Annotated in this window: 21 protein-coding genes; 19 read left to right on the top strand and 2 right to left on the bottom strand. The window is 38.9% G+C overall.

Features of this window, described 5'->3' with window-relative positions; all coding sequences use genetic code 11:
• Positions 1–220: 220 nt before the first annotated feature.
• From IEX12_RS23550 to IEX12_RS18780, 7 genes are all read left to right on the top strand, one after another.
• Complete coding sequence (locus IEX12_RS23550) at positions 221–511, top strand: SMI1/KNR4 family protein (RefSeq protein ID WP_308778109.1); 291 nt, start codon at positions 221–223, stop codon at positions 509–511.
• A gap of 251 nt (positions 512–762) precedes the next feature.
• Positions 763–1,227, top strand: coding sequence for an SMI1/KNR4 family protein (locus IEX12_RS18805; protein ID WP_088052476.1), 465 nt, complete (start codon positions 763–765; stop codon positions 1,225–1,227).
• Between the two features lie 219 nt (positions 1,228–1,446).
• Positions 1,447–1,980, top strand: a complete 534-nt coding sequence (locus IEX12_RS18800; protein ID WP_230856086.1) for a CdiA family toxin C-terminal domain-containing protein — start codon at positions 1,447–1,449, stop codon at positions 1,978–1,980.
• 15 nt (positions 1,981–1,995) lie between these two features.
• Positions 1,996–2,391: a ribonuclease toxin immunity protein CdiI gene (cdiI, locus tag IEX12_RS18795; RefSeq protein ID WP_088052478.1), complete on the top strand. Its 396-nt coding sequence runs from the start codon at positions 1,996–1,998 to the stop codon at positions 2,389–2,391.
• Positions 2,392–2,998: 607 nt separating this feature from the next.
• A complete protein-coding gene (locus IEX12_RS18790) occupies positions 2,999–3,502 on the top strand; it encodes a superoxide dismutase family protein (RefSeq protein ID WP_088053529.1) in 504 nt (167 codons plus the stop codon).
• A 1,030-nt stretch (positions 3,503–4,532) separates the two neighbouring features.
• Entirely contained in the window at positions 4,533–5,168 is a 636-nt protein-coding gene (locus tag IEX12_RS18785) for a DUF7986 domain-containing protein (protein ID WP_088052479.1), read from the top strand.
• Between the two features lie 362 nt (positions 5,169–5,530).
• Positions 5,531–8,254: an MBL fold metallo-hydrolase gene (locus IEX12_RS18780; RefSeq protein WP_088052480.1), complete on the top strand. Its 2,724-nt coding sequence runs from the start codon at positions 5,531–5,533 to the stop codon at positions 8,252–8,254.
• A 229-nt stretch (positions 8,255–8,483) separates the two neighbouring features.
• Here the strand turns inward: IEX12_RS18780 and IEX12_RS18775 are convergent, their stop codons facing one another.
• On the bottom strand, positions 8,484–9,413 hold the full coding sequence (locus IEX12_RS18775) for a substrate-binding domain-containing protein (protein ID WP_088052481.1): 930 nt from the start codon (positions 9,411–9,413) through the stop codon (positions 8,484–8,486).
• Between the two features lie 446 nt (positions 9,414–9,859).
• On the opposite strand from IEX12_RS18775, the gene IEX12_RS18770 reads away from it, so the two are divergent.
• From IEX12_RS18770 to celB, 6 genes are all read left to right on the top strand, one after another.
• Complete coding sequence (locus tag IEX12_RS18770; RefSeq protein WP_088052482.1) at positions 9,860–11,776, top strand: BglG family transcription antiterminator; 1,917 nt, start codon at positions 9,860–9,862, stop codon at positions 11,774–11,776.
• A 232-nt stretch (positions 11,777–12,008) separates the two neighbouring features.
• Positions 12,009–13,439, top strand: a complete 1,431-nt coding sequence (locus IEX12_RS18765; protein WP_088052484.1) for a 6-phospho-beta-glucosidase — start codon at positions 12,009–12,011, stop codon at positions 13,437–13,439.
• Positions 13,440–13,469: 30 nt separating this feature from the next.
• On the top strand, positions 13,470–13,793 hold the full coding sequence (locus IEX12_RS18760) for a PTS cellobiose transporter subunit IIB (protein ID WP_088052485.1): 324 nt from the start codon (positions 13,470–13,472) through the stop codon (positions 13,791–13,793).
• A 119-nt stretch (positions 13,794–13,912) separates the two neighbouring features.
• A complete protein-coding gene (locus IEX12_RS18755) occupies positions 13,913–14,236 on the top strand; it encodes a PTS cellobiose transporter subunit IIA (RefSeq protein WP_088052486.1) in 324 nt (107 codons plus the stop codon).
• Positions 14,237–14,251: 15 nt separating this feature from the next.
• Positions 14,252–14,755, top strand: coding sequence for a hypothetical protein (locus IEX12_RS18750; RefSeq protein ID WP_088052487.1), 504 nt, complete (start codon positions 14,252–14,254; stop codon positions 14,753–14,755).
• A gap of 21 nt (positions 14,756–14,776) precedes the next feature.
• Positions 14,777–16,132, top strand: a complete 1,356-nt coding sequence (gene celB / locus IEX12_RS18745) for a PTS cellobiose transporter subunit IIC (RefSeq protein ID WP_088052488.1) — start codon at positions 14,777–14,779, stop codon at positions 16,130–16,132.
• 110 nt (positions 16,133–16,242) lie between these two features.
• Here celB and IEX12_RS18740 read toward each other — a convergent pair whose 3' ends face one another.
• Entirely contained in the window at positions 16,243–17,625 is a 1,383-nt protein-coding gene (locus IEX12_RS18740; RefSeq protein ID WP_188725666.1) for a 6-phospho-beta-glucosidase, read from the bottom strand.
• A gap of 140 nt (positions 17,626–17,765) precedes the next feature.
• Between IEX12_RS18740 and IEX12_RS18735 the strand changes: the two genes are divergently transcribed.
• From IEX12_RS18735 to IEX12_RS18710, 6 genes are all read left to right on the top strand, one after another.
• Positions 17,766–18,662, top strand: a complete 897-nt coding sequence (locus IEX12_RS18735) for a MurR/RpiR family transcriptional regulator (RefSeq protein WP_235000470.1) — start codon at positions 17,766–17,768, stop codon at positions 18,660–18,662.
• A gap of 364 nt (positions 18,663–19,026) precedes the next feature.
• On the top strand, positions 19,027–19,821 hold the full coding sequence (gene modA, locus IEX12_RS18730) for a molybdate ABC transporter substrate-binding protein (RefSeq protein ID WP_088052490.1): 795 nt from the start codon (positions 19,027–19,029) through the stop codon (positions 19,819–19,821).
• Complete coding sequence (modB, locus tag IEX12_RS18725) at positions 19,802–20,476, top strand: molybdate ABC transporter permease subunit (RefSeq protein ID WP_088052491.1); 675 nt, start codon at positions 19,802–19,804, stop codon at positions 20,474–20,476. The genes modA and modB overlap by 20 nt, the downstream gene beginning before the upstream one ends.
• Before the next feature lie 226 nt (positions 20,477–20,702).
• Positions 20,703–21,095: a YwqH-like family protein gene (locus IEX12_RS18720; protein ID WP_102414683.1), complete on the top strand. Its 393-nt coding sequence runs from the start codon at positions 20,703–20,705 to the stop codon at positions 21,093–21,095.
• A 19-nt stretch (positions 21,096–21,114) separates the two neighbouring features.
• Positions 21,115–21,396, top strand: a complete 282-nt coding sequence (locus IEX12_RS18715; protein WP_088052493.1) for a YwqI/YxiC family protein — start codon at positions 21,115–21,117, stop codon at positions 21,394–21,396.
• Positions 21,397–21,477: 81 nt separating this feature from the next.
• Positions 21,478–21,678 carry a T7SS effector LXG polymorphic toxin gene (locus IEX12_RS18710; RefSeq protein WP_188725665.1) on the top strand — a complete coding sequence of 67 codons (201 nt, stop codon included), beginning with the start codon at positions 21,478–21,480 and terminating at the stop codon, positions 21,676–21,678.
• Positions 21,679–21,772 lie beyond the last annotated feature (94 nt).

The following is a 21,772-nucleotide window of genomic DNA, read 5'->3' as shown; positions in this document are numbered from 1 at the left end:
AGGAGATATTAAATACGGTGAAAACTAATTTTTTGGGGGAATAAGGAATTAGAATTGATATTGGTTTGGTTTGAACAGAAGCCTTACAATCCAGACTCTGGTAGGAAAAAAAGTTCATAGGGAGTTCACGCAAGTTGGGGGGTCATACCGTAAATGGTGAATAGGAATAAAGAAGTAATCCCCTTATGGCGAAAGTTGTTAATTCACATGAAAGCTTTCAATCGAACAAATTGAGCACTTTGAATTTGAGAGCAACATAAATTTTACAAAATTATATAAAAAGTTCCTACTTGAACACAATGGCGGCAAGGCTAGACCCAATGTATTTAAAATTTCGGATGTACAGGGGCCAATTGTTATAAATGCATTCTTTGGAATAGGAGATTTGTATGACAATTTGGAGGATAATATTGATATACTTGGTGAAAGGTTACCCGAAGTATTCATTCCAATTGGAGAAGAGCCTGGAGGAAATGTCATATGTTTAGGCAACAAAAGAGCCCTATTTTAAAAATATTTATTTTGGGATCATGAGAACGAATCAGAAAACCCAAATGATATGAAGAACATGTATTTCCTTACTAATGACATTTATGAGTTTCTTGGTATGTTATACGAGGATACTGAAAAATAAGTTAATTGATTTATAGATGTGTATAGGGAAAGTACTGTAAAAGATATTGATTAATAGTTTAAAAAGTGTAAATGAAGCATTTAGGTTATTTAGGGGGATTTACGGGTTTATTTTTAAGGGAGGATAAAATGGAGCTTAAAGAACTGTCAATAATTACCCCTTTACCGGACGACGAGTTACTGCTTGAACGGGAACGCAAATGTGAGATAAGTTTACCAGAAAGCTATAAAAAATTTATCAAAGAATATAGTGGGGCAATTCCAAGGACTAGTTCATTTCCCAGTAATGGACATTCGTATGCAATTGATAGGTTTCTATGTATTTTAGAAGAAACTGAAAATCATGATTTGGGTGTCTATGATATTGACGTAACCTTAACAAGGATAGAAGAAAGACTTACAGACAATGAAGATTTGACAGGAGTAGAATTGTTGCCTATTGCTATTTTTTTTCAGGTGATTATTTGTGGTTGGATTTCAAAAAATACAAATACATACGCAAGTGTTTGCATTTGGAGTCATGAGGAATCGGGAGAATTAGATCCTGTAACATATTTTGTTTGCAAAAATTTTGATGAATTCCTTGAAATGTAGGAAGAATAAAAAAATGTGGGGCCAAAAATTTTACTAGGTCTCACATTTTTATTTTGTACATTAAAATACATTGGTTTATTCATTATTATATCGTTTGTAAAATACCACTGTTAAGGGTGCGGCTACAAAATTAAAGGATGGGACATTTCAGCCGTATTGATTCGGTCGGTGAGTAATCTATATAATTGGTTTAAGAAGAATATGCCGGAAGTTAGGCTTGTGCAGGAGGCTGGCACAGGGCAAACTTACTTTTTTGTGCGAAGGAATGATGGCAGTAGTAGTAATAATCAGAGAACCAACAGCACAAACCATTTTAAATTTGGAAGTAACGCCAAAAATCACTTAATTAATTCTGAAGGATTCAATCGAAATGGTGTCAAAGGTGGCCATAATTTAGATTCATTTAATAATGAACTGAAAACACAAGGATTCAACCCCAGCGATTGTATTATTAAAAAGACACCTCACCCTACTGTTAAAGGAGTATATGAAATTAAATATCAGGTTCCTAAGAAGGACTTAGCCGGAAACTTGCTTATTCCAAAACAATACAGGGTAATTAAGGATCCTAAAACCGTTTATAACCCCGAACTGATTAGTAATGAACAAATGTTTAATTGGGGAAAAGAAGCAATGAATAATGGATCCATAAACGGTAGAAGAGTTGAAGGTACCGCGTCCAATGGATTAAAATTTATTGGTTGGCTGGATGAATCCGGAAATGTTAAAAATTTCTACCCTATAATAAATTGAAAGGTGTAGTTTCAAATGACATACAAATTAATTATAGATAAAAATGAAATTACTAATCTACTAAATGATTACTTTTTTGAGGTATCAGGTGTAAGAGGGTTACTTCCTGAAGCATTAAAGTATTTTGGTAAAAAAGAGGGTTTTGGAAGTGGTGGAAAAACCATTCTATTTCTTAATGATTTAGATGAATCGGATGAAGCATATGCTGTTTTAAAAGGAGATGGAAAGGTTCTATTATCAGTGGATGAAGCTACTTCAAGTGCTGATCAAGATTGTGAGGCATATTTAACTTTTCAGGAATTCTATGATTATCTTATTAAAGAGGTGCAAAAAGTAAGTAAAGAAAAACCCGAGCAGAAGCAAGAATTGGAAAGCTTGATGTTAGATGTGAAAAAAGGATTAAATATATAGTGAAAATGGCAAAGGCTGTAATGAATTGTTGATTAAAATTGCAAAGAAGCTGGAGAAATTTAATCTTCAGCTCTTTTTAATTTTAACTATGATTTAAAAATCCTACGTTGAATCATTGTCTTGAATTGATAGCGATGGATTATAGTGCTAGCGGGTATAAAAAGTGATTCCATTACGTCGGAATAATTTTGATCGGATACTATGTTTCCAAATGATTCCCTACAATTTTGGGTATCTTTAACAAACCAGTACTTTATCCCTTTTGCACGTTATATCACTTTTTCCTATTTTTCCGTAACCTTTTTTTACCTGTTTTACATACTTCATCTACAAGTGGAACACAGGGATTCTTTGATCTGGTTGGTACCCTAATTATACTAAAAGTCCAGTTACATGCGGGTTTTTCATACCTTTTCTGTTATAAAACTAGATTTTTACTGTTTGGGAAAATAAAAAATTATAACTGTTGCGTCCTGCTTCAGCGCTCAAGTTTGCAACACCTATTTCTTCTGCTGCGGCAAATGGTTGCTGACACACAATAATCCTTCTGGGCATAAAATTAAGAAAGAATGAAATGACAGGAGGTTTAAATAAATTGTATCCATATATGTATTATCCATATTTAATGTACTATCCGATAAGAGAAGAGATGAGCAGGGCGTATGCTGAAATAAGAGGTAGTCAACTGGCTCCCAATTTACGGGGGTATGTTACATTTACAGATATTCCGAACGGGACAGAGGTATCTGTAGAAGTAGTTGGATTACCACCATACAAACCCGCACAAGGGGATCAGGCACCAATAGGTCCCCATGGTTTCCATATCCATGAAAAAGGGAATTGCGAAGTTGGAGATGAAACGGATCCATTTCAGCAGGCTGGCGGGCATTGGAATCCGGAAAATCAGCCGCATGGTCACCATCCCGGAGACTTTCCAGTTCTTTTTTCCAATAACGGATATGCTAGAATGTCCTTTTTTACAAACAGATTTAAAAGTAAAGATGTAATTGGCAAGTCCGTCATGATTCATCAAAACCCGGATGACTACCGCACACAACCAGCTGGAGACGCTGGAAAACGAATAGGCTGTGGAGTTATTAAGGCGTATTAGTCTAAATGGGTGCATGTCTAGCTTCAAGGCCTGCGGTAAGTTAAATCCGAAAGCAGCAGTGGTTTGACTAAGGAAGCACGGGAAACCCCTAATATGATAGCTTACCAATACCGGGGTTTTCCTCTTATTATATTTCCGCAGTCACAAAACTTTAATTGTAAGTGATTGCAGTTTCCATTACAAAGTAACACCAGGAAGACGAACAAAGTCATATAACGCCAATTATTTTGTAGATATTTCCCGGGAAATGTTGGTGTTCACATAAAAGCATGCAATTAAGGGGGGAATCCTGTGACTGGATTTGTTACATTATTCGTTAAGTTCCTCTAAAAATATAAACTGCCGAGAAAAACGAATATTGGATGAATAAAGCCCGTTAAATAATGTCGAAAATGAATTAAAGTTAACATGCCCCGTTTTATCCATTAACCAGTGGCTCATGGAGACAATAAATTAGGTATTATAACTTAAGAAAAGCCATGTTTTGTCATAAAATACTGCAACCGTCCTCTGAAAGTGAACCTACTTAGTATTCGGAGCCTTGAAACAATGGAACATTCCAGGCATGATGTTAATGAGTAGTAGCAGAATTAAAGATCTATTACCCTTTTCCCTTTCCCCTACATGTTCATATTGTATCTCCTTTAACCGCTGAACAGTGTTTGGTGAGCAAAACCAGGAATCCTGCAAATATTCCTTTTTTAAGACAAGTTTATGTACATATTTTATCACCTGTTCTGAAAAAATTTCTTTCTAAAATTGATATGTGTTGAACCATAATGGAGACTTGCTCGAATCCTATGTTTACTACATTTTCCCTCCGGCAAAAAGGCAGCGGTGATTGGGGTTGCGCCGGTTAGTGGTGAGGGTTATGATAGATTGTAGAGAAGAATGGAAGTTTGGCGGATGTAGATGGGGAAAATTCCGCTAAAGAGCTGGCTAAATAGCTAAATAAGCGTGAAAAGATAGATTTCCGACTTTCCCCACCAATAAATAGATTCTCGATGAGCGATAGAAAAGGGGTTTTTCCATGCGTTTGTTAGAAGATTATAAAGAAAAACGTAAAAAATTTCGCGATTTACATTCCAGAATTCTGAACAGTGTAAGTTCAAGTTATGGATACAAAGCCGCAGAGGTTATGGGAATTCTGGAGAACAAACGGATTGTTTTTGAATCATATCCCGAAAGAGACGCACATTTGGATTTTACGGTATATGGAGAAATTGAGGATGGAAATAGCGCCTTATCGAACTATTTAAACGATCACGATGCAAAAAATGAAGAGGAAGAAGGATTTTTAAAGATAATGGAACAATCGGTAGTCTCCTTTTATGAAATTACCGGGGTTGATCCGGAAAACAATACCATTATGCTGGCGGATATTTTGAATCCTTCTCATGTTTATAAGGTTATTGATGTGGCACTTAGTGGTTCAGCAAAAGAAAAGACACTTATATGTACACGTCTTTTTCATCTTGGTTCTTACAGTATGACGTCTGGTTTGCTCTTTCTATTTAGCCCGGATCACCGGGAATATATACTGAGAAGAAGCAGGAAAATGATGAAAAAAATGAAGGGTGCTAATAAATCCGACAAGCGTTTTCTTGCCTTTTTTGATCTGAATAGAAGGGATGGACTTCCAGCCATGCTTGAAGATGTAAAATAGTTGGAGTGGAAAGGTAATGATGGAGCCCATGGTGGAAATGATCGCGCGGTCCAGAAGGTGAATGGATAAACCGATCGGGTCGTGGAAAACGATCAAGCGAATAGCAAACCGATCGAGTCGCGCGGAAAGTCGATCGAAGAAGGGAAAAAACGATCGGACCGTGCTGGAAACTGATTGAGCGCGAGGGAGAAGCAATTGAACGAATGGCAAAACCTTAAGCCACACGGGAAAATGTTCGAATCAAACGGAAAAACGCTCGAGCACAACTTGAAATCGATCGTCACCGAGCGTGAGAGAGTTTTTCTAAATAAACGGGACAGGGAGCCTGAAACTTTGTCTAGAAAAGAGAAAGGAGCATCCTCTTGAAAGTAACAGTATTAGGTGGAGGAAATGAAATTGGAGCCTCTTGCCTGCATATTCAATTTGATGAAACAAGTATTCTGATTGATGCTGGAATGCGGATGCATGGGGAAAATAACTTACCGATGTTCGGGATGCTGGATGAATTGGCAAAGCCGGACGCCATCGTTGTGACACATGCTCATGCAGACCATATTGGTGCGTTGCCGGTTGTACATGCCTTGTATCCGGATGTTCCGGTATTTTCAACGCCGCCGACAGCAGATTTAATGCAAATTATGATGAAAGACTCTTATAAAATTTTGACCGAACAAAGCCGTCTGACGCAATCGCTCATGCCCTATACGGAGGAACAAATGAACCAGTTTCTGGAGCGGGCTCGTACTTTTCCGGCAAAAGGGGTATTGCAAATTGGTGATGTAAAAATCACCGCCTACCGCGCAGGACATATTATTGGTGCGGTGATGTTCCTGATTGAGGGGGATGGGGAGAGCATTTTGGTTACAGGGGATTTATCCTTTCGCAGTGGACGAACAATTCCGGGTGCAAAAGTTGCAGAAAATATTCGGCCGGATGTTGTCATCATGGAATCGACATACGGCAATCGCCTGCATACGGATCGTAACACCGAGGAAAAGCGATTGGCCGAACATGTTGCCGCAACAATCGAGAATGGCGGTTTTGCCTTAGTCCCCGCCTTTGCACTTGGACGTGCACAGGAGGTTCTGCTCATCCTCCAGGACTATATGGAAAAAGGGCTGATCCCGACATTTCCGATTTATGTTGATGGTTTGGTAACACCAGTGTGCCGGATTTATAAAAATTACCCCCATTACTTGAAAGGCCCTGTTGCTCACCGCATTCGCACAAATGGAGATGCATTTTTAACAGAAGGCCGATGTATCGCAGTTAGTCCAAAAGAAAGGGAAACCGTTGTGAAAGGAAAGCCTGCGTGTATTGTTGCTTCATCCGGGATGCTGACAGGTGGAGCCAGTGCCTGGTATGCCAAACATCTTGTTGGAAATAACAAGAATGCCGTTTATCTTACCGGGTATCAGGATGAGGAAAGCCCTGGTAAAAAGCTGCTCGCACTTGCCGATGGGACAGAAAGCACGTTGGATATTGATGGCACAACCTATCAGGTGAACTGCCTTGTTGATAAATTCGGTCTGTCGGCACATGCGGATGCCAGTGAAATGACCAGGTTTATTGAAACACTTGATCCAACGTACACCCTGCTTGTACATGGTGATGATGATGCAAGAAGCTCACTGGCAAATAAAATTCACCCAAGATTTCAACCAGTACTGGTGGAAAACGGCGAGACCTATCCATTTGAAAAAAGAAAAGAAGGAAAAGGAATTGTCGGCAAAAAATATAAACGCAATCGGGAACAGGAGCGGTTACGAAGTTATATCGGATCCGTACTGCTGTACAAAAAGGAAAGCAGCCAGGCATTGAAATTTGGCCTTTGTCAAAATGTTCATCCCAAAATAGCAACCTTTTTTTGTGAAACGCCCAAGGGAAAATTGGATAAGGTGGAATCGGTTCGAGTAGCTGAAACACTCGGCCCGTGGAATGCCTCCATTGAAACGTTTGCCGAAGCAGCGACTGATGTGCTGACGTTTAGCCGCCCATATTTGGAAGATGTCAACTGGGATTTGCTGCCGGATTACATTGTATCCTTGCAGGAAGTATTTACCCTGTTGCAGGTAGAGAATGAAGCACAGCAATTTGCCATTGCACTAGCATTACAAAGTATCCCCGATGAACACCGGCATGTGGATCCGGAAGGCCGAATCGGGTACAAGCTGGATAAGAATTTGCGTTTTCAATTAAGCAATCTTGATTTGCCGATACAGGCGATAAAAATGAATGCAAATTACGCCATGGATCTTATTCGCACGTATTTTGCCGAGCATCCGCGTTTTTTACGCTGCGGTGTTCAACAGAACGGAACGGAGCAGGAACATATTCTTCTGTCATTTGATTTTCCGAAAAGTATTACTGATAGAGAGCGGGAACAAATCAAAAGAGACATTAGGAAACGGACGGGCTGGGAGGTTGCGTTTTCTGATGCTGTCCGGCACGAAGCATTTCAGCCGTTGCTTGCATCTTTATTGGGGAAAAACATTGACATGCCATCAGTCCACATTAACGAATCACTTGTCGTGACAAAGGAGACAAAACCGGAAAACAGTCAGGCAATTGCTGACCAATTCAAGAAAACGACCGGCTTTGACTTGCGTTTTGCTGACGAAGGTGGTTTGGGTGATGAGAAAGGTGATCGGTCTGATTTATACGAAGCTACATCCGGAGCAGAGCCGATGGAAAATAATCAAGCCATTGCGGTTGCCAAACAATATGGTGAGGATCGTCACGTTAAAATTTACAAAGCGAGTATGAAACAACTGAATGGGCAGCCGTTAATGGAAGTACATTTTATTTCCCCGGAGATTGCTATGAAATATGGCGATATGCTGCGGGATTTAAGTAATGAAATTGGCATGGCGGTTCAATACGCGAAACAGCCAAAACAAAATGAAATTATCCGGATTACAAGAGATGCGATACCGCTAGCTTGGGGGATGAAAGGCAATCCATCCGTTCATATGGACAAAGCAGCAGTTTCGATTAAAGTCGCCAATGAGCCGACGGAAACAGAATTCACGGAAGTCGGTGAGGCTGTGTTGCAGCAAACAGGGTATACACTCATGTTGAAGTAGTTGGCAGGGAGGCAGGTTCCTTGTTTAGAGAAATCGGTCAAGCTTAGGGGGGATCAGAGTGTGTGAGAGAAAATCGATCGAGTAGTGCGGGAAATCGATCGAAACGCGTGGAAAGCCGAACGAACCCGCCTTAAAATCGATCGAACCACACGGACAATCGACCGAGATCACTCTTAAATCCGATCAAATCACACCCAATTAGGAAAGAACCTTGCCCACAGCCACGTCACTACGATTCATATAAAATTTTCCCTGTCATACGGAGATCGTACCCTTTTAATTGTTCAAGTTGGGAACGATATTCAGTTGCGTTTACGGCGTCTTTAATGACCTGGAGCAGTTCCCGGTTTTCTTTCGTTTTCAAAATGACGAGATCATATTGTTCTTTGACTAGTGGGATAAAGTCAACGTTAACCATTTTAGCGGCGTTTTCGATGCCAACACCGGCGTCTGCTTGCCCGCTGGCGACGGCTGAAGCAACGGAGAAATGACTGGTCAATTCTTTGTCATAACCCTTTACGGAATTGGTGGCAATCTGATTTATCCGCAGTTGTTCGTCCAATAAAACCCTTGCACCTGAACCTTTTTCACGGTTAACGAGTGTTATTTGTGGATTGGCTAAGTCTTTCCACGACTTTATGCTGTGCGGATTCCCTTTTTGCACATAAATTCCCGCTGTTCGGCAAACTAAATTGATCAAGATAAATGGGCGGCTGACCAAAATGTGTTTGACATAAGGGACATTGTAGTCGCCCGTATCACCATCAAATAAATGGGTGCTGACAACATCGCATTCTCCGTTATACATGGAAACAAGACTATTTAAACTGCCGTTATAAGATCGTAGTGGGACAAGGTCTGTATGGGTTTCAATATATTTGCTTAGTATGTCAAGCACCATATCCTGCCCGCTAATTACGATTTCCCGCTGATCATGTTTTGACTCCTTAGTTCCTCCGCCGTGAGGACTTCCTTTCTCCGCGGTTCCGGTTTTATTTTTCGATTTATAGCTTTCCAGATCCTGGACGTCCACCCTCATCTGCCTGCCAACTCGATAGGCGGGAAGTTCTTCCTTCTTAATCAAATCGTAAACGGTCAATTTCGATACACGCAGTAATTGTGAAACCTCTTCAATTGTATATGATGAGTTCGTATTCAAATCGATCACTCCTTTCCCTATTATAACGTGATTTTTTCCGAAGGGCGAATTTGCAAATAATGCTTTCAGTATAGCTGGATATAAGTACTCATGAAACCTGAATTATTCATAGAAACAAAGCATTTTTTGAAGGTAAGATCTAAAAGCCAGGAAGAATTTGGATTGATCTTTTATGATTAGCTATCTGATATGGTTATTTTTGGTGTTAGTTACTATGTCATGGAGAACGTAACAAACGACACCAAGCTATCTTTTTCGAATATCAAGGATATACATGAAAAGCTAACAGACCGGTTATTAATTGACAAAGGGCAGTTCAAACAATCAGATACCCCACTTTTTACCTAGAAAAATATGATACAATTATAAGTGTTACATTTTTCACACAAGTACTACATTATATATTATAGAATCGCAGCCATTGTTCTCGCTTAGGAAGTGATTGCATGAACACACGTTTACAACAGATACTTAAACAATTAAGACTAGCTGGGGGGCCCTTGACCAGTTCTGAAATTGCATCTTTGTTGCAGGTCAGTTCCAAAACGATACGCAATGATGTAAAAGTGTTAAATGAGCTATTAGAATCATATGGTGCACATGTAGCATCCTTAAGAGGAAAAGGATATCAACTTATTATTCAAAATGGACAATTATTCCATCAATTTATTCAGTCCCAAGAGAATGATTATCGGGATGGTATTCCTTCCAATCATCAAGAACGTGTCAACTATTTAATGGAAAAGCTGCTGATGAGTTCGGATTATAGTAAGATAGAAGATTTAGCTGATGAGCTGTATATAAGCCGTTCTACATTACAGCATGATTTAAAACATATTCGCGATATATTAAAGGAATATAACTTAGCTTTGGATCAAAGGCCCTATTATGGTATTAAGGTTATTGGGGATGAAACACAAATCAGGTATTGTATCTCCGAGTATTTGTTTAATCAGCAATCAACCTTAAAAGATAATATGGATGACTGGTTGGAGATTTTACCTGAAGGGGAATTGGAAGTTATTAAAGATGGTGTTTTGTTTAACCTAAGAAAACATCATATTATTATTTCGGATATCAGCTTACAAAATTTAATTACCCATATTGCTATTGCCTGTAAACGGGTTCGGGAGAGTAACTCCGTTCAGATCGTCCATCATCACTTGCAAGAGGTAGAGACGAGAAAAGAGTTTTTAGTTGCAAAAGAAATCGCAAAGGCTATTCATGGAAAACTTAATATTTCATTTTCCAATCACGAGGTTGCATACTTGGCCATTCATTTACAAGGAACGAAGCTTTCAAATTCATCTATTCGAAATATGGAGGTTAATTTCGTTATCGATAATGATATTCAAGAAACAGTTAAGGAAATGGTAAAACGTATCGATGATGAGTACGGATTTCATTTAGCTAATGATGAAGAACTACTGTTAGCGATGAGCCTGCATTTAAAACCGGCAATAAATCGGTATAAATACAAGATGAACATTAGGAATCCAATGTTAGGCGATATTAAATCAAAGTACCGATTCTCCTTTGATGCTGCCTTAATTGGAGCACAAGTAGTACAAGAAAAGATGGGCATCACGATTGATGAGAATGAGATTGGTTACTTGACCCTTCATATTGAAGTGGCACAAGAAAGGCAAAAGAAGAATAGAAAAGATGTCCCAAGCTGCTTAATTGTCTGTGCATCTGGATTGGGAAGTGCGCAGCTTTTAATGTACAAGCTGCAAAATGAAGTTGGGGACCAGTTAAATATTATCGGGTCAACAGAATACTATAATTTACGTCAACAGTCGTTTCATGACATCGATTTCATCATCAGCACGATTCCAATTGAGGAGAAATTACCTGTTCCCGTTATACAAGTAAGTACCATTCTTGGAGAAACAGATTTAAGTAAAATCAATACGTTACTAATCCAGGGAGAGGTTGTATCAGATAAGTATTTACGGAAAAAATATAGTTATCTTCAAAAGGACTTTTGTACGCGAGAAGATGTTCTGCACTTTATCTGTAAAGAACTCCAATCGGACGGGAAGGTTGATGGAAGCTATGTAGAGTCAGTGCTTCAACGGGAAAGCTATTCTCCAACTAGTTTCGGCAATATGGTCGCTATTCCTCATCCAATTGAACCGCAAACAGAAGATACATTCTGGTCGGTTGTTACACTTCGGAGGCCTATTCAATGGGGGGACAAGCCTGTACAGTTAATCGTGCTATTAAATATTAGCAAAGATATAAAATATGATTTAAAACCAATGTATTCCATGTTAATGGGGCTGCTAGACGATAAAAATATGGTGAAAGAAATTTTGCAATGTAAGACTTATCAACAGTTAAAAAGGATAATGAAGTGAACTATGTGCACGAACACCTGGGAAATGAATGCTTTTCCCGGGTATTTTTATGTTAAAATTCCAACTCGGTGTGAGGAATTGCCTTTGCTAACGGAAAATAAGTCTCTGTATTTGAATGCGTTTACATTTTACAATGAAGACAAGATGGTTATGGGAGGAGATGGAAGTCCCGTTATATCATCTATAAAATTCGACGTAAAGAACATGGCTTATCAGAAGGAGTGGATTTCAGATGTCAAAACTACCTGATAGTTTCTTATGGGGTGGCGCTGTCGCCGCACATCAATTAGAAGGTGCCTGGAAAGAAGGCGGAAAAGGGGTAAGCGTTGCTGACGTTATGACTGGAGGCGCACATGGAGTACCCCGTGAAATTACCGATGGCGTTATTGAAGGTAAAAATTATCCAAACCACGAAGCGATCGACTTTTATCATCGATACAAAGAGGATATTGCACTGTTTGCCGAGATGGGTTTTACATGTTTTCGAACATCTATTGCCTGGTCACGTATTTTTCCAAATGGCGATGAAACGGAGCCGAATGAGGAAGGGTTAAAGTTTTACGATGATTTATTTGATGAGTGCCTAAAATATGGGATTGAACCAGTTGTAACATTGTCTCACTTTGAAATGCCATATCATCTGGTTACGGAATATGGTGGTTTCAGGAACCGTAAGTTAATTGATTTCTTCGTTCATTTTGCACGTGTATGTTTTGAGCGTTATCAAGATAAAGTTAACTATTGGATGACATTTAATGAAATTAATAACCAAGCCAATTTCCATGAAGATTTTGCACCATTTACAAACTCTGGTGTGAAATATAAAGATGGCGAAGACCGTGAACGCATTATGTATCAAGCTGCACATTACGAGCTTGTTGCAAGTGCAAAAGCAGTAAAGATTGGTAAAGAAATAAATTCGGATTTCCAAATTGGATGTATGATTGCCATGTGTCCGATTTACCCATCGACTTCTCATCCAAAAGATATGTTAATGGCGCAAAAAGCAATGCAAAAACGCTATTACTTTACAGATGTTCACGTCCACGGAGAATACCCTGGACATATGACGAAGTATTTTGAACGTAAAAAATTTCATTTAGATATAACGAAAGACGATTTAGAAATCTTAAAGGAAGGCACGGTAGATTATATCGGCTTTAGTTATTACATGTCATTTGCAATCAGTCATCAACAATCGAGTGAAGAATATGATTATAATGAGTCGCGAGATATAGTTAAAAATGAATATATTAAAGCATCTGATTGGGGATGGCCAATTGATCCTGAAGGCCTCCGTTATGCCTTAAACTGGTTTACCGATATGTATCGTTTGCCACTCTTTATTGTAGAAAATGGTTTTGGTGCAATTGATGAATTCAGTGAAGACGGCAAGATACACGATGATTATCGAATTGATTACCTCCGGGCACATATAGAACAAATGATGAAGGCGATGAATGAAGACGGTGTTGATTTAATGGGATATACGCCATGGGGATGTATTGATCTAGTATCAGCAGGAACTGGTGAAATGAAGAAAAGGTACGGATTTATCTACGTTGATAAAGATAATGAAGGTAACGGTACTTTAGATCGATATCGCAAAGATTCTTTTTACTGGTATAAAGAAGTAATCGCTTCAAATGGTGAGAAATTATAGGAATATTATATTTTAATGGAGGATTGCAGGATGAAAAACGTTTTAATTATTTGTGCAGGTGGTATGTCATCTTCTTTAATGGCAAAGAAGACAACAGAATTCTTGAAAAGTAAAGGGAACGAAATTGCAGTAGAGGCGACCTCTGCTACTGAAGGCGGTAAGATGATTGAAAAGGGCAACTTTGATTTATATTTAGTTAGCCCTCAAACAAAAATGTATTATAAACAACTTAAAGAAGCAGGAGATCGCGCGGGGAAACCAGTTGTAAACATTCCGCCACAGGCTTACGTTCCTATTCCTATGGGCATTGAAAAATTAGGGAACGTAATCTTGCAGGAACTGCCGGATCAATGATTTGTTTTGCATGATGTTCCAGTAAAAAACGAGGCGGATAACATTTAGGTGTCTTCATGTATTCGCCTTAAAATAGGATAGCGGTTGCTGTACTTTAGATAGAAGAAAGGAAGAAATCGATGGAACAAGAACAAATTCAAAGTGTTGCCTTTGAAATTATTTTGCATAGCGGCTCTTCTAGAACAATGATACACGAAGCATTTGAAATGATGCGGAATAATGAATTTGAAAATGCTCGAAACAAGTTAAAAGAAGCAAATAATGAAGTTTTATTGGCACATCAATCCCAAACAGCATTATTACAACAATATTCTTCAGGAGAAACAATCAATACGGATATTATCATGGTGCATGCACAAGATCACTTAATGACGACGATGACATTGAGAGAAGTTGCACTAGAAATGTTACATCTGTATGAAAAACTCGAAAAAGAAAAATAAATGAGGGATTTGTATATGAAAAGCGATGAAAGGGCACGAATCGAACAAAACAGGAAAGAATTTAGTATTAAATCGATGTACTTTAATCGGTTTTTACTTGTAAGATATGTTTCTGCATTATTCTTTTTCACCAATTTATACTGGTTCATTTCAATGTTAATGAGCGATTCATCACTATTTGTTATCCCGTTGATATTAATGATCGTATTATTATTTAGTATTGCAGAGCAAGTGAAGATGTATGGCAAGCATACCAATAATGCCAAATACACAAAGTATTGTTTTATGATTTTGCTTTCTACAAATGTAATTTTAATTGTAACTACATGTTTTTCTTCATCCTTCACTCAATTATATCCGTTTCTTTTAAATCAAGATAAGTCTAAAATATTGGTTCTAACTATTTTGATTGTTGGGATATTACTAAGTGTATTCATTCTCTATCGTTTAATTCAGATTAAACATAATAAGGATAAGCATTATCAACGCATTAAGAAATATGAAGAGGTTATTAATTAACAATAGAAAAGAGGGATTTCTATGGCTTCAGAAAACAAAGTATTCGGTCTCTTGGAAAAGTATCTAATGGGTCCCATGGGTAAAGTCGCATCCTGGCGTTTTGTACGTGCCATCATGGCTGCAGGGATGGCTACCATTCCATTTGTAATCGTAGGTTCGATGTTTCTGGTGTTAAACGTATTACCACAAACGTTTACATTTTTGGAAGGATTTTTCGATAATACATTTTTTAGAATCAGTGATTTGTACATGTTGGCAAATAAAGCAACGATGGGGTTATTAGCACTATACTTTGGCCTTGTTGTTGGGTATGAGTATACAAAAATATATGCTGAAGAAGAAGAGTTAAATCTAAACCCATTGAATGGTGCTTTACTATCCATGTTTGCCTTTTTTATGACTATTCCGCAATTAGTTTTTAAAGATGGCAGAATGTCTTTAGTAGAACAAATGGATGATGACACTACCATTATTCATGGATGGGAAGTTGTTGCAGATGGTTTAAGTCGTTTAGGTGCTACAGGAATATTTACGGCTATCATTATGGGTATTGTGGCTGTGCAATTATACAGGCTGTGTGTGAAACGAAATTGGATTATAAAAATGCCGGAAGCAGTGCCAGATGGTGTATCTAGAGCATTCACCGCATTAATTCCAGCATTTTTAGTTGCTATTGTCGTTTTATTAATAAACGGTATTTTAATTGCATTAGGTACGGATATATTTAAATTAGTAGTCATTCCTTTTGGATTTGTTGTTCATTTAACAGATAGCTGGTTAGGTCTTATGGTTATATTCTTTATCATCCATGCACTTTGGATTGTGGGTATCCATGGAGCAAATATTGTTAGTGGATTCCTGTTGCCAATCGTTCTTGCAAATTTGCAATCCAACATTGATGGCGCAAATATTCCATACGCAGGCGAATTCCAAAATGCATTTGTAGTTATGGGTGGTTCTGGGGCAACATTAGGTTTATGTATATTTATTGCATTTTTAGCTAGATCGAAACAATTAAAGGTTTTGGGCAAAGCGGCTCTTGCCCCCGGTATTTTTAATATTAACGAACCATTAATATTTGGATTGCCGATTGTCTATAATCCATTCTTGGCTATACCGTTCTTTTTAGCACCAATGGTTTCAGCATCAATCGCTTATTGGGCAATTAGCCTGCATATTGTTCAGCCAATTATTGCAATGATGCCTTGGCCTACTCCAATAGGTGCAGGCGCTTTTATTGGTACGGGTGGCGACTTTATGGCGATCATTGTTGCATTGATTTGTGGTATTGCAGCATTTCTGGTTTGGCTTCCGTTCATTAAAATGTATGATAAAAAGTTAGTTGAGCAAGAGGAAGGTGGGGAAGCAGTAATTTGATTAAAATCATTAGATAATTTTGCTGAATTACGCTCAACAATTTAAAATGAACACAAAAAAACAAGAAGCGCCCTAAATTTTTAGGACGCTTCTTTTGTGGCATAACATTTTTAGTCCAAATCTTTGGCTACTTCACCTTTCACAATACATCCAGCCGCTTCCAGTTCTGCAATTTTCTCAGCAAACTGAGGCAGATATTTTTTATGGGCAATCAATAGTTCATCTAATACACGTTTTGCCGTTTCACCACTTGGAATCAGCGGGTTCATCGTGAAGGCTTGTAATGCTAAACCGTAATTGCCGGTTACTGCCGCTTCTTCCACACATAACTCCATACTTTTCATTAATTGCAGCCAGCCTCTTTCAGCCGGTTGAAAAGAACCGAAAGCAATTGGTCTTGCTCCTGCAGCCCCGACATAGGCGGAAACCTCGACAACATCATCTGGTGCCAAATCAGGAACAGCACCATTGTTTTTAGTTGAAACAACAATTTGCGTATTTTTATTTGCATAGATGGAAGCAATGGTTTCACAAGCAGCATCGGAGTAATGGGCGCCGCCGCGTTTTGATAATTGTTCGGGTTTATAATCTAAATTAGGATCTTTGTACAACTCGAACAATTCCGCTTCCGTTTGTTTTACTTGCTGTGCTCTTGTACCAACATCTGGATCATTATATTCTTTGAGCATGTGCGCTAGCATTTCTTCAGAGCGGTAATAATAACGATGGTAGCCGCACGGAATCATATTCATCTGTTTCAGTTGTTCGATAAAAAATGGTGTATCATGAATATTTGCCGGAATTCCCGAATCATTGCTATACATTTTATCAATAATTTCAGACGTAACATCATTTCCCTGTAAATCTTTCACCCGATGCCAATGAAAATGATTTATACCAGCAAAGGCATAAACGAGTTCATCGAGCGTTTTTCCGATTAATTCCGGTTCAGCCATCATCGCACCGACAGGAACATTGCACAAACCAATCACCTTTTCCCATTTACCATAGCGAATGATGGCATCGGTAACCATTCCGGCTGGGTTTGTGAAGTTGATTAACCAGGCATTCGGGCATAATTCTTTTATATCTTCCACAATGCTTAAAACAACTGGAATCGTCCGGAACGCTTTAAAGATTCCACCAGCCCCATTGGTTTCCTGTCCGACCATACCATAGGATAATGGAATTCGTTCGTCTTTTACCCTGGCATTTAATAAACCAACCCTAAATTGCGTTGTTACAAAGTCAGCATCCTTTAATGCCTCCCGGCGGTCCAACGATAAATGAACGTTTACATCATAAGGAGACGAATCCCACATTCGTTGGGCCATCTTACCAACCGTTTCCAGTTTTTCCTTGCCATCTTCAATATCAACAAGCCAAATTTCCTTTATTGGAAGTTCATCATATCTTTTAATAAATCCTTCCATCAATTCTGGCGTATAGCTGCTTCCTCCGCCAATCGTTACAATTTTTACACCTTTTGACATACATCATTCCTCCTCTTCTTCTATTGTAAAACACCAAAAACAATAAACAAGGCAATGAGGGAATTCTCAATTCTCATTTACAATTCATTTACAAAAATCTATTATTTTTGTAAATGCTGTTTACAGAGGATATACTATGGATGGTGATGCGTATGTTGTTGACGGAAAAAATGAAGGAAAATAGCTTTTCTCCAGCTGAAAAAGCGATTATTGATTATATGTTTGACGAGCGGGAGAATATCCATGATAAAACAGCAAAACAAATAGCGGAAGAAACGTACACACATCCCTCGACACTAATAAGAGTTGCCAAAAAACTCAGGCTTAATGGATGGATTGAACTAAAAAATATATTTATGGAAGAAATTGACTACCTGAATAGTCATTTTAAAGATATTGATGCCAATTATCCATTTAACGAACGGGACAGCGCTTTGACGATTGCAAACAAGATGGCGTTATTGAATCAGATGACCATTAGCGACACATTATCGTTAATCAACCATGATGAATTACAAAAGGCAACCGATCTACTGAATCAGGCAGAAGAAATCAAAATATTTTCGTTGAGCAACAACCTGCTTCTCTGTCATGATTTTAAATCACAGATGATTCGAATTGGCAAAAAGGTCAATCTTTGCACGGTAGATCGGGAACATGAAGCGGCCAGTTGCAATTCAAATACATGTTCAATTGTGATCTCCTATACAGGAGAAACGCCAACTATTACTGGTTTATTACCGATGTTAAAGAAACGAAAAACACCGATTATTGCGTTGACAAGTATTGGAGACAATACATTAACGAAATACGCAGACTGTATTTTTCGAATTACGACGCGTGAAAAATTGTATTCGAAAATAGGCAGCTTCAGTTCGAATGATTCTATCTCCTTCCTTTTGGATGTTCTCTATGGATGTGTATTTTCCAAGGATTATAAAAAGAATCTGTCCTATAAAATTAATATTTCCAAATATTACGACCACCGAAAAAGTTCCAATAAGGTTATGGAAGAAAGCAATCACGATCATGTTTGAAAATTGGGTGTTTCTAAGATTCCACTCCTATTGCTTTTTCGTTTACACTCGTCATAGAAGGAGCCCCCTTGGTATGTTTTTTGGCTTTTGTCACCTATTAAATTACCAAAAGTTGGGCTCCTTTTCATGTTTTTTACCTTCACCTTTTGGGTGATATTACTTTGTCTTCAAAACAGCTGATACAACTGGATTGTTAATGGTTGCAGCATTAAGCTATGAATAATTCGGTGAAATAAACGCCGTAAAACGTAATAGAGCAGGTAACTATAATTTTGGCTGTGTGATAAAAGTCATTGAAAGATATATTTAGATATAATAGGATATATTTAGTTATAATTAATTATTGTAAAAGGATGGGCAGGATATGCAAAAACCGATTAAAATCGTTTTGATATTCGTTTTTTTATTAATGTTTATTACGGCATGTTCTAATGATAAGGAAACTGACCAATCATCTGACAGCAAGGAAAAGGTGGAGTTAACTATTTCTGCAGCAGCCAGTTTGAAGGATGCGATGGCCGAGATTCAGGATACATATAGGCAAGAACATCCGGAGGTGACGTTGAGATTTAACTTTGCTGGTTCTGGTTCCCTTATGCAGCAAATTTCTAAGGGAGCTCCGGTTGATCTATTTTTCTCAGCCGCAGAAGATAAATTTGATCGATTAGTGGAGGAAGGTAAGATAGAGAAGGAAGACGGTGTGGATCTTCTTGGTAATTCGCTTGTCCTGGTTGTTCCGGATGAGGAGGAATCGGTTAGCAGCTTTGACGATTTGACCAATACGAATATCAACAAAATGGCAATTGGTACTCCGGAATCTGTACCAGCGGGGAAATATGCGAAAGAGTCCCTAAAGAAGTTGGGGATATGGAAGGATGTCGAGTCTAAAATGGTTTATGCAAAAGATGTCCGACAAGTATTATCCTATGTCGAAACCGGTAATGTCGCCGCTGGAATGGTCTATAAAACCGATGCAGTGCTTTCAGATAAGGTGAAAATTACTGCAACTGCAGAACCGGAGACCCATACCCCGATCATTTACCCGGTTGGCATTGTAAAGAATACGGAACATTATGATGCAGCCAAGGATTTTTATCAATATTTACAACGTGATCAAGCGTTAAAGGTGTTTGAGAAATATGGATTCAATATTGAATGAGGTATCCATGAGCGAGTTTTTAAGTCCAATTTGGTTATCGTTAAAAGTTGCCGCTGTAGCCGGAATTGCGGTTATTTTAGTTGGAACTATTGTAGGGCGATTATTGGCGCGGAAAGGCTTCAGGGGAAAGGCCATCCTGGAAACGCTCCTGATGCTACCGATGGTTCTCCCGCCAACCGTTGTCGGATTCTTCCTGATTGTTATCTTTGGCAGGAATAGTCCAGCAGGGAAGGCTATTGAATGGATCTTCCAGCAGCCCGTCATATTCACCTGGGTGGCCGCGGCTATTGCTTCTGTCGTTGTTGCCTTCCCGCTCATGTACCAGTCCGCGAAATCAGGATTTCAGGGCGTCGACCAAGATATTGAGGAAGCGGCCAGGGTAGATGGGGCAAAGGAATGGAAGATTTTTTTCCTGATTTCCATTCCATTGGCTTCCAGAGCACTTATTTCGGGAAGTATTTTAAGTGTGGCTCGGGCGTTAGGCGAATTCGGGGCAACGCTAATGTTCGCCGGAAATATCCCTGGTGAAACGCAAACGATCCCAACTGCCATTTATATCGCAATTGATACGGGTAATATGCAAATGGCCTGGCTGTGGGTGATCTCGATTGTGATTATTTCGTTTGTGATGCTGCTGTCCGTGCAGCGGAAGTAGAAAGCGTGCCAGGCACCTAAGCAATTCAGAATTGTTTGGGTGCCTGGCACGCTTAATGGTTTTTTTTGCCAATTTTTGAATCCGTATGCTGTTTTTCTATGGGGTAAAATGGCACAAAATACCCTGCAAATTGAACCTGTCATCACGTATGATTAAATTACTAGAAAAATACCTAAATTTAAAACCTAAATTGAGAAGAATGGATTAGTGGGGTGGGGTGGTAAACATGAGCGCAGTGAGTGCACAGCTTGCGGCTATTCAGAGTCTTATAAGTGCATACCGTTTACGGTTAAGTGAGAAGCAGGAAGAGTTAAAACGTTTACAAAGGGCGTTGTCCGAGTTGGGAATGAACAAAAGTGATTTTATTGAATCGAAAGGGATCTGCCTGAAACCTGAGTTTACAGCTAAAACCTTTCATGGTGAAAATGCCGAGGATTTGGATGGGTTTAGAGCAGATGGTTTGCAGGCAAGCTTTGTCGCTGTCCCAAATGAACAAATTAGTGCCGCAGAGGGGAAAATTAGTGATCAGATTGCAATAGTGGAAAAAGAAATAGCAAGCCTCGAAAGCACAATTTCGTCACTTGAAGCACAGTTAGCGGCATTATCAGCAGCATTGTAACTGGAGGTGAAAATCAATTATGAGTAATGAAATTAAGCTTCAGCCTGATAAAATAGATAAGGGCATCGCTGATTTACGTTCATCCGTAGAGGAGCTGAAGACTACTTTTGCAAAAGAAATCGAAGGACAGAATAAACTTGATATGGTCACTGCATTCAATGAAATTAAAAAGGATTATGATCAGCTGCTTAGTCAGTTTAAAGCATTGTTTCTAAATAATGTTCAAGCAGCTGATGAAGCTGTTAAAGATTTTCTGGAGAAAGAAAAAGAGGCGGCAGAAGCAATCGAAATGACGGATTAATCTCATGCACATTATACATAAGACCGATATACATGTTATGGACTTAACGCCTAGGGAAACGTTGATTAGGAGGTGCTTGCATTGAAAGCTTTAGAGGTTAGTGATTTGGAAACCGGTGTTGACAATGCTGTTCGTGATATTGATACCTTTTACGATCAAATTAGTGCGATGCAGCGTGCAGTACGGGATTTTTACGGCCTGGAAGATGCATTGAAAGGAAAAGGCGGGGATGCGATTCGCTCCTTTTTTAATGAGGTGCACCAGCCTTTTCTAAAAAGGTAAGAAACCAACATGGCTCCGCATTCGCGCAGCCACCATCTATGATGAAAAAGAATTTCTAGCCTGGATAGGAGGTATATCACATTCATTTATTGCC

The sequence above is a fragment of the Lentibacillus populi genome, assembly GCA_014642895.1.
Taxonomy (GTDB): Bacteria; Bacillota; Bacilli; order Bacillales; family Amphibacillaceae; genus Lentibacillus_C; species Lentibacillus_C populi.
This window is presented reverse-complemented; position numbering and strand designations above follow the sequence as displayed.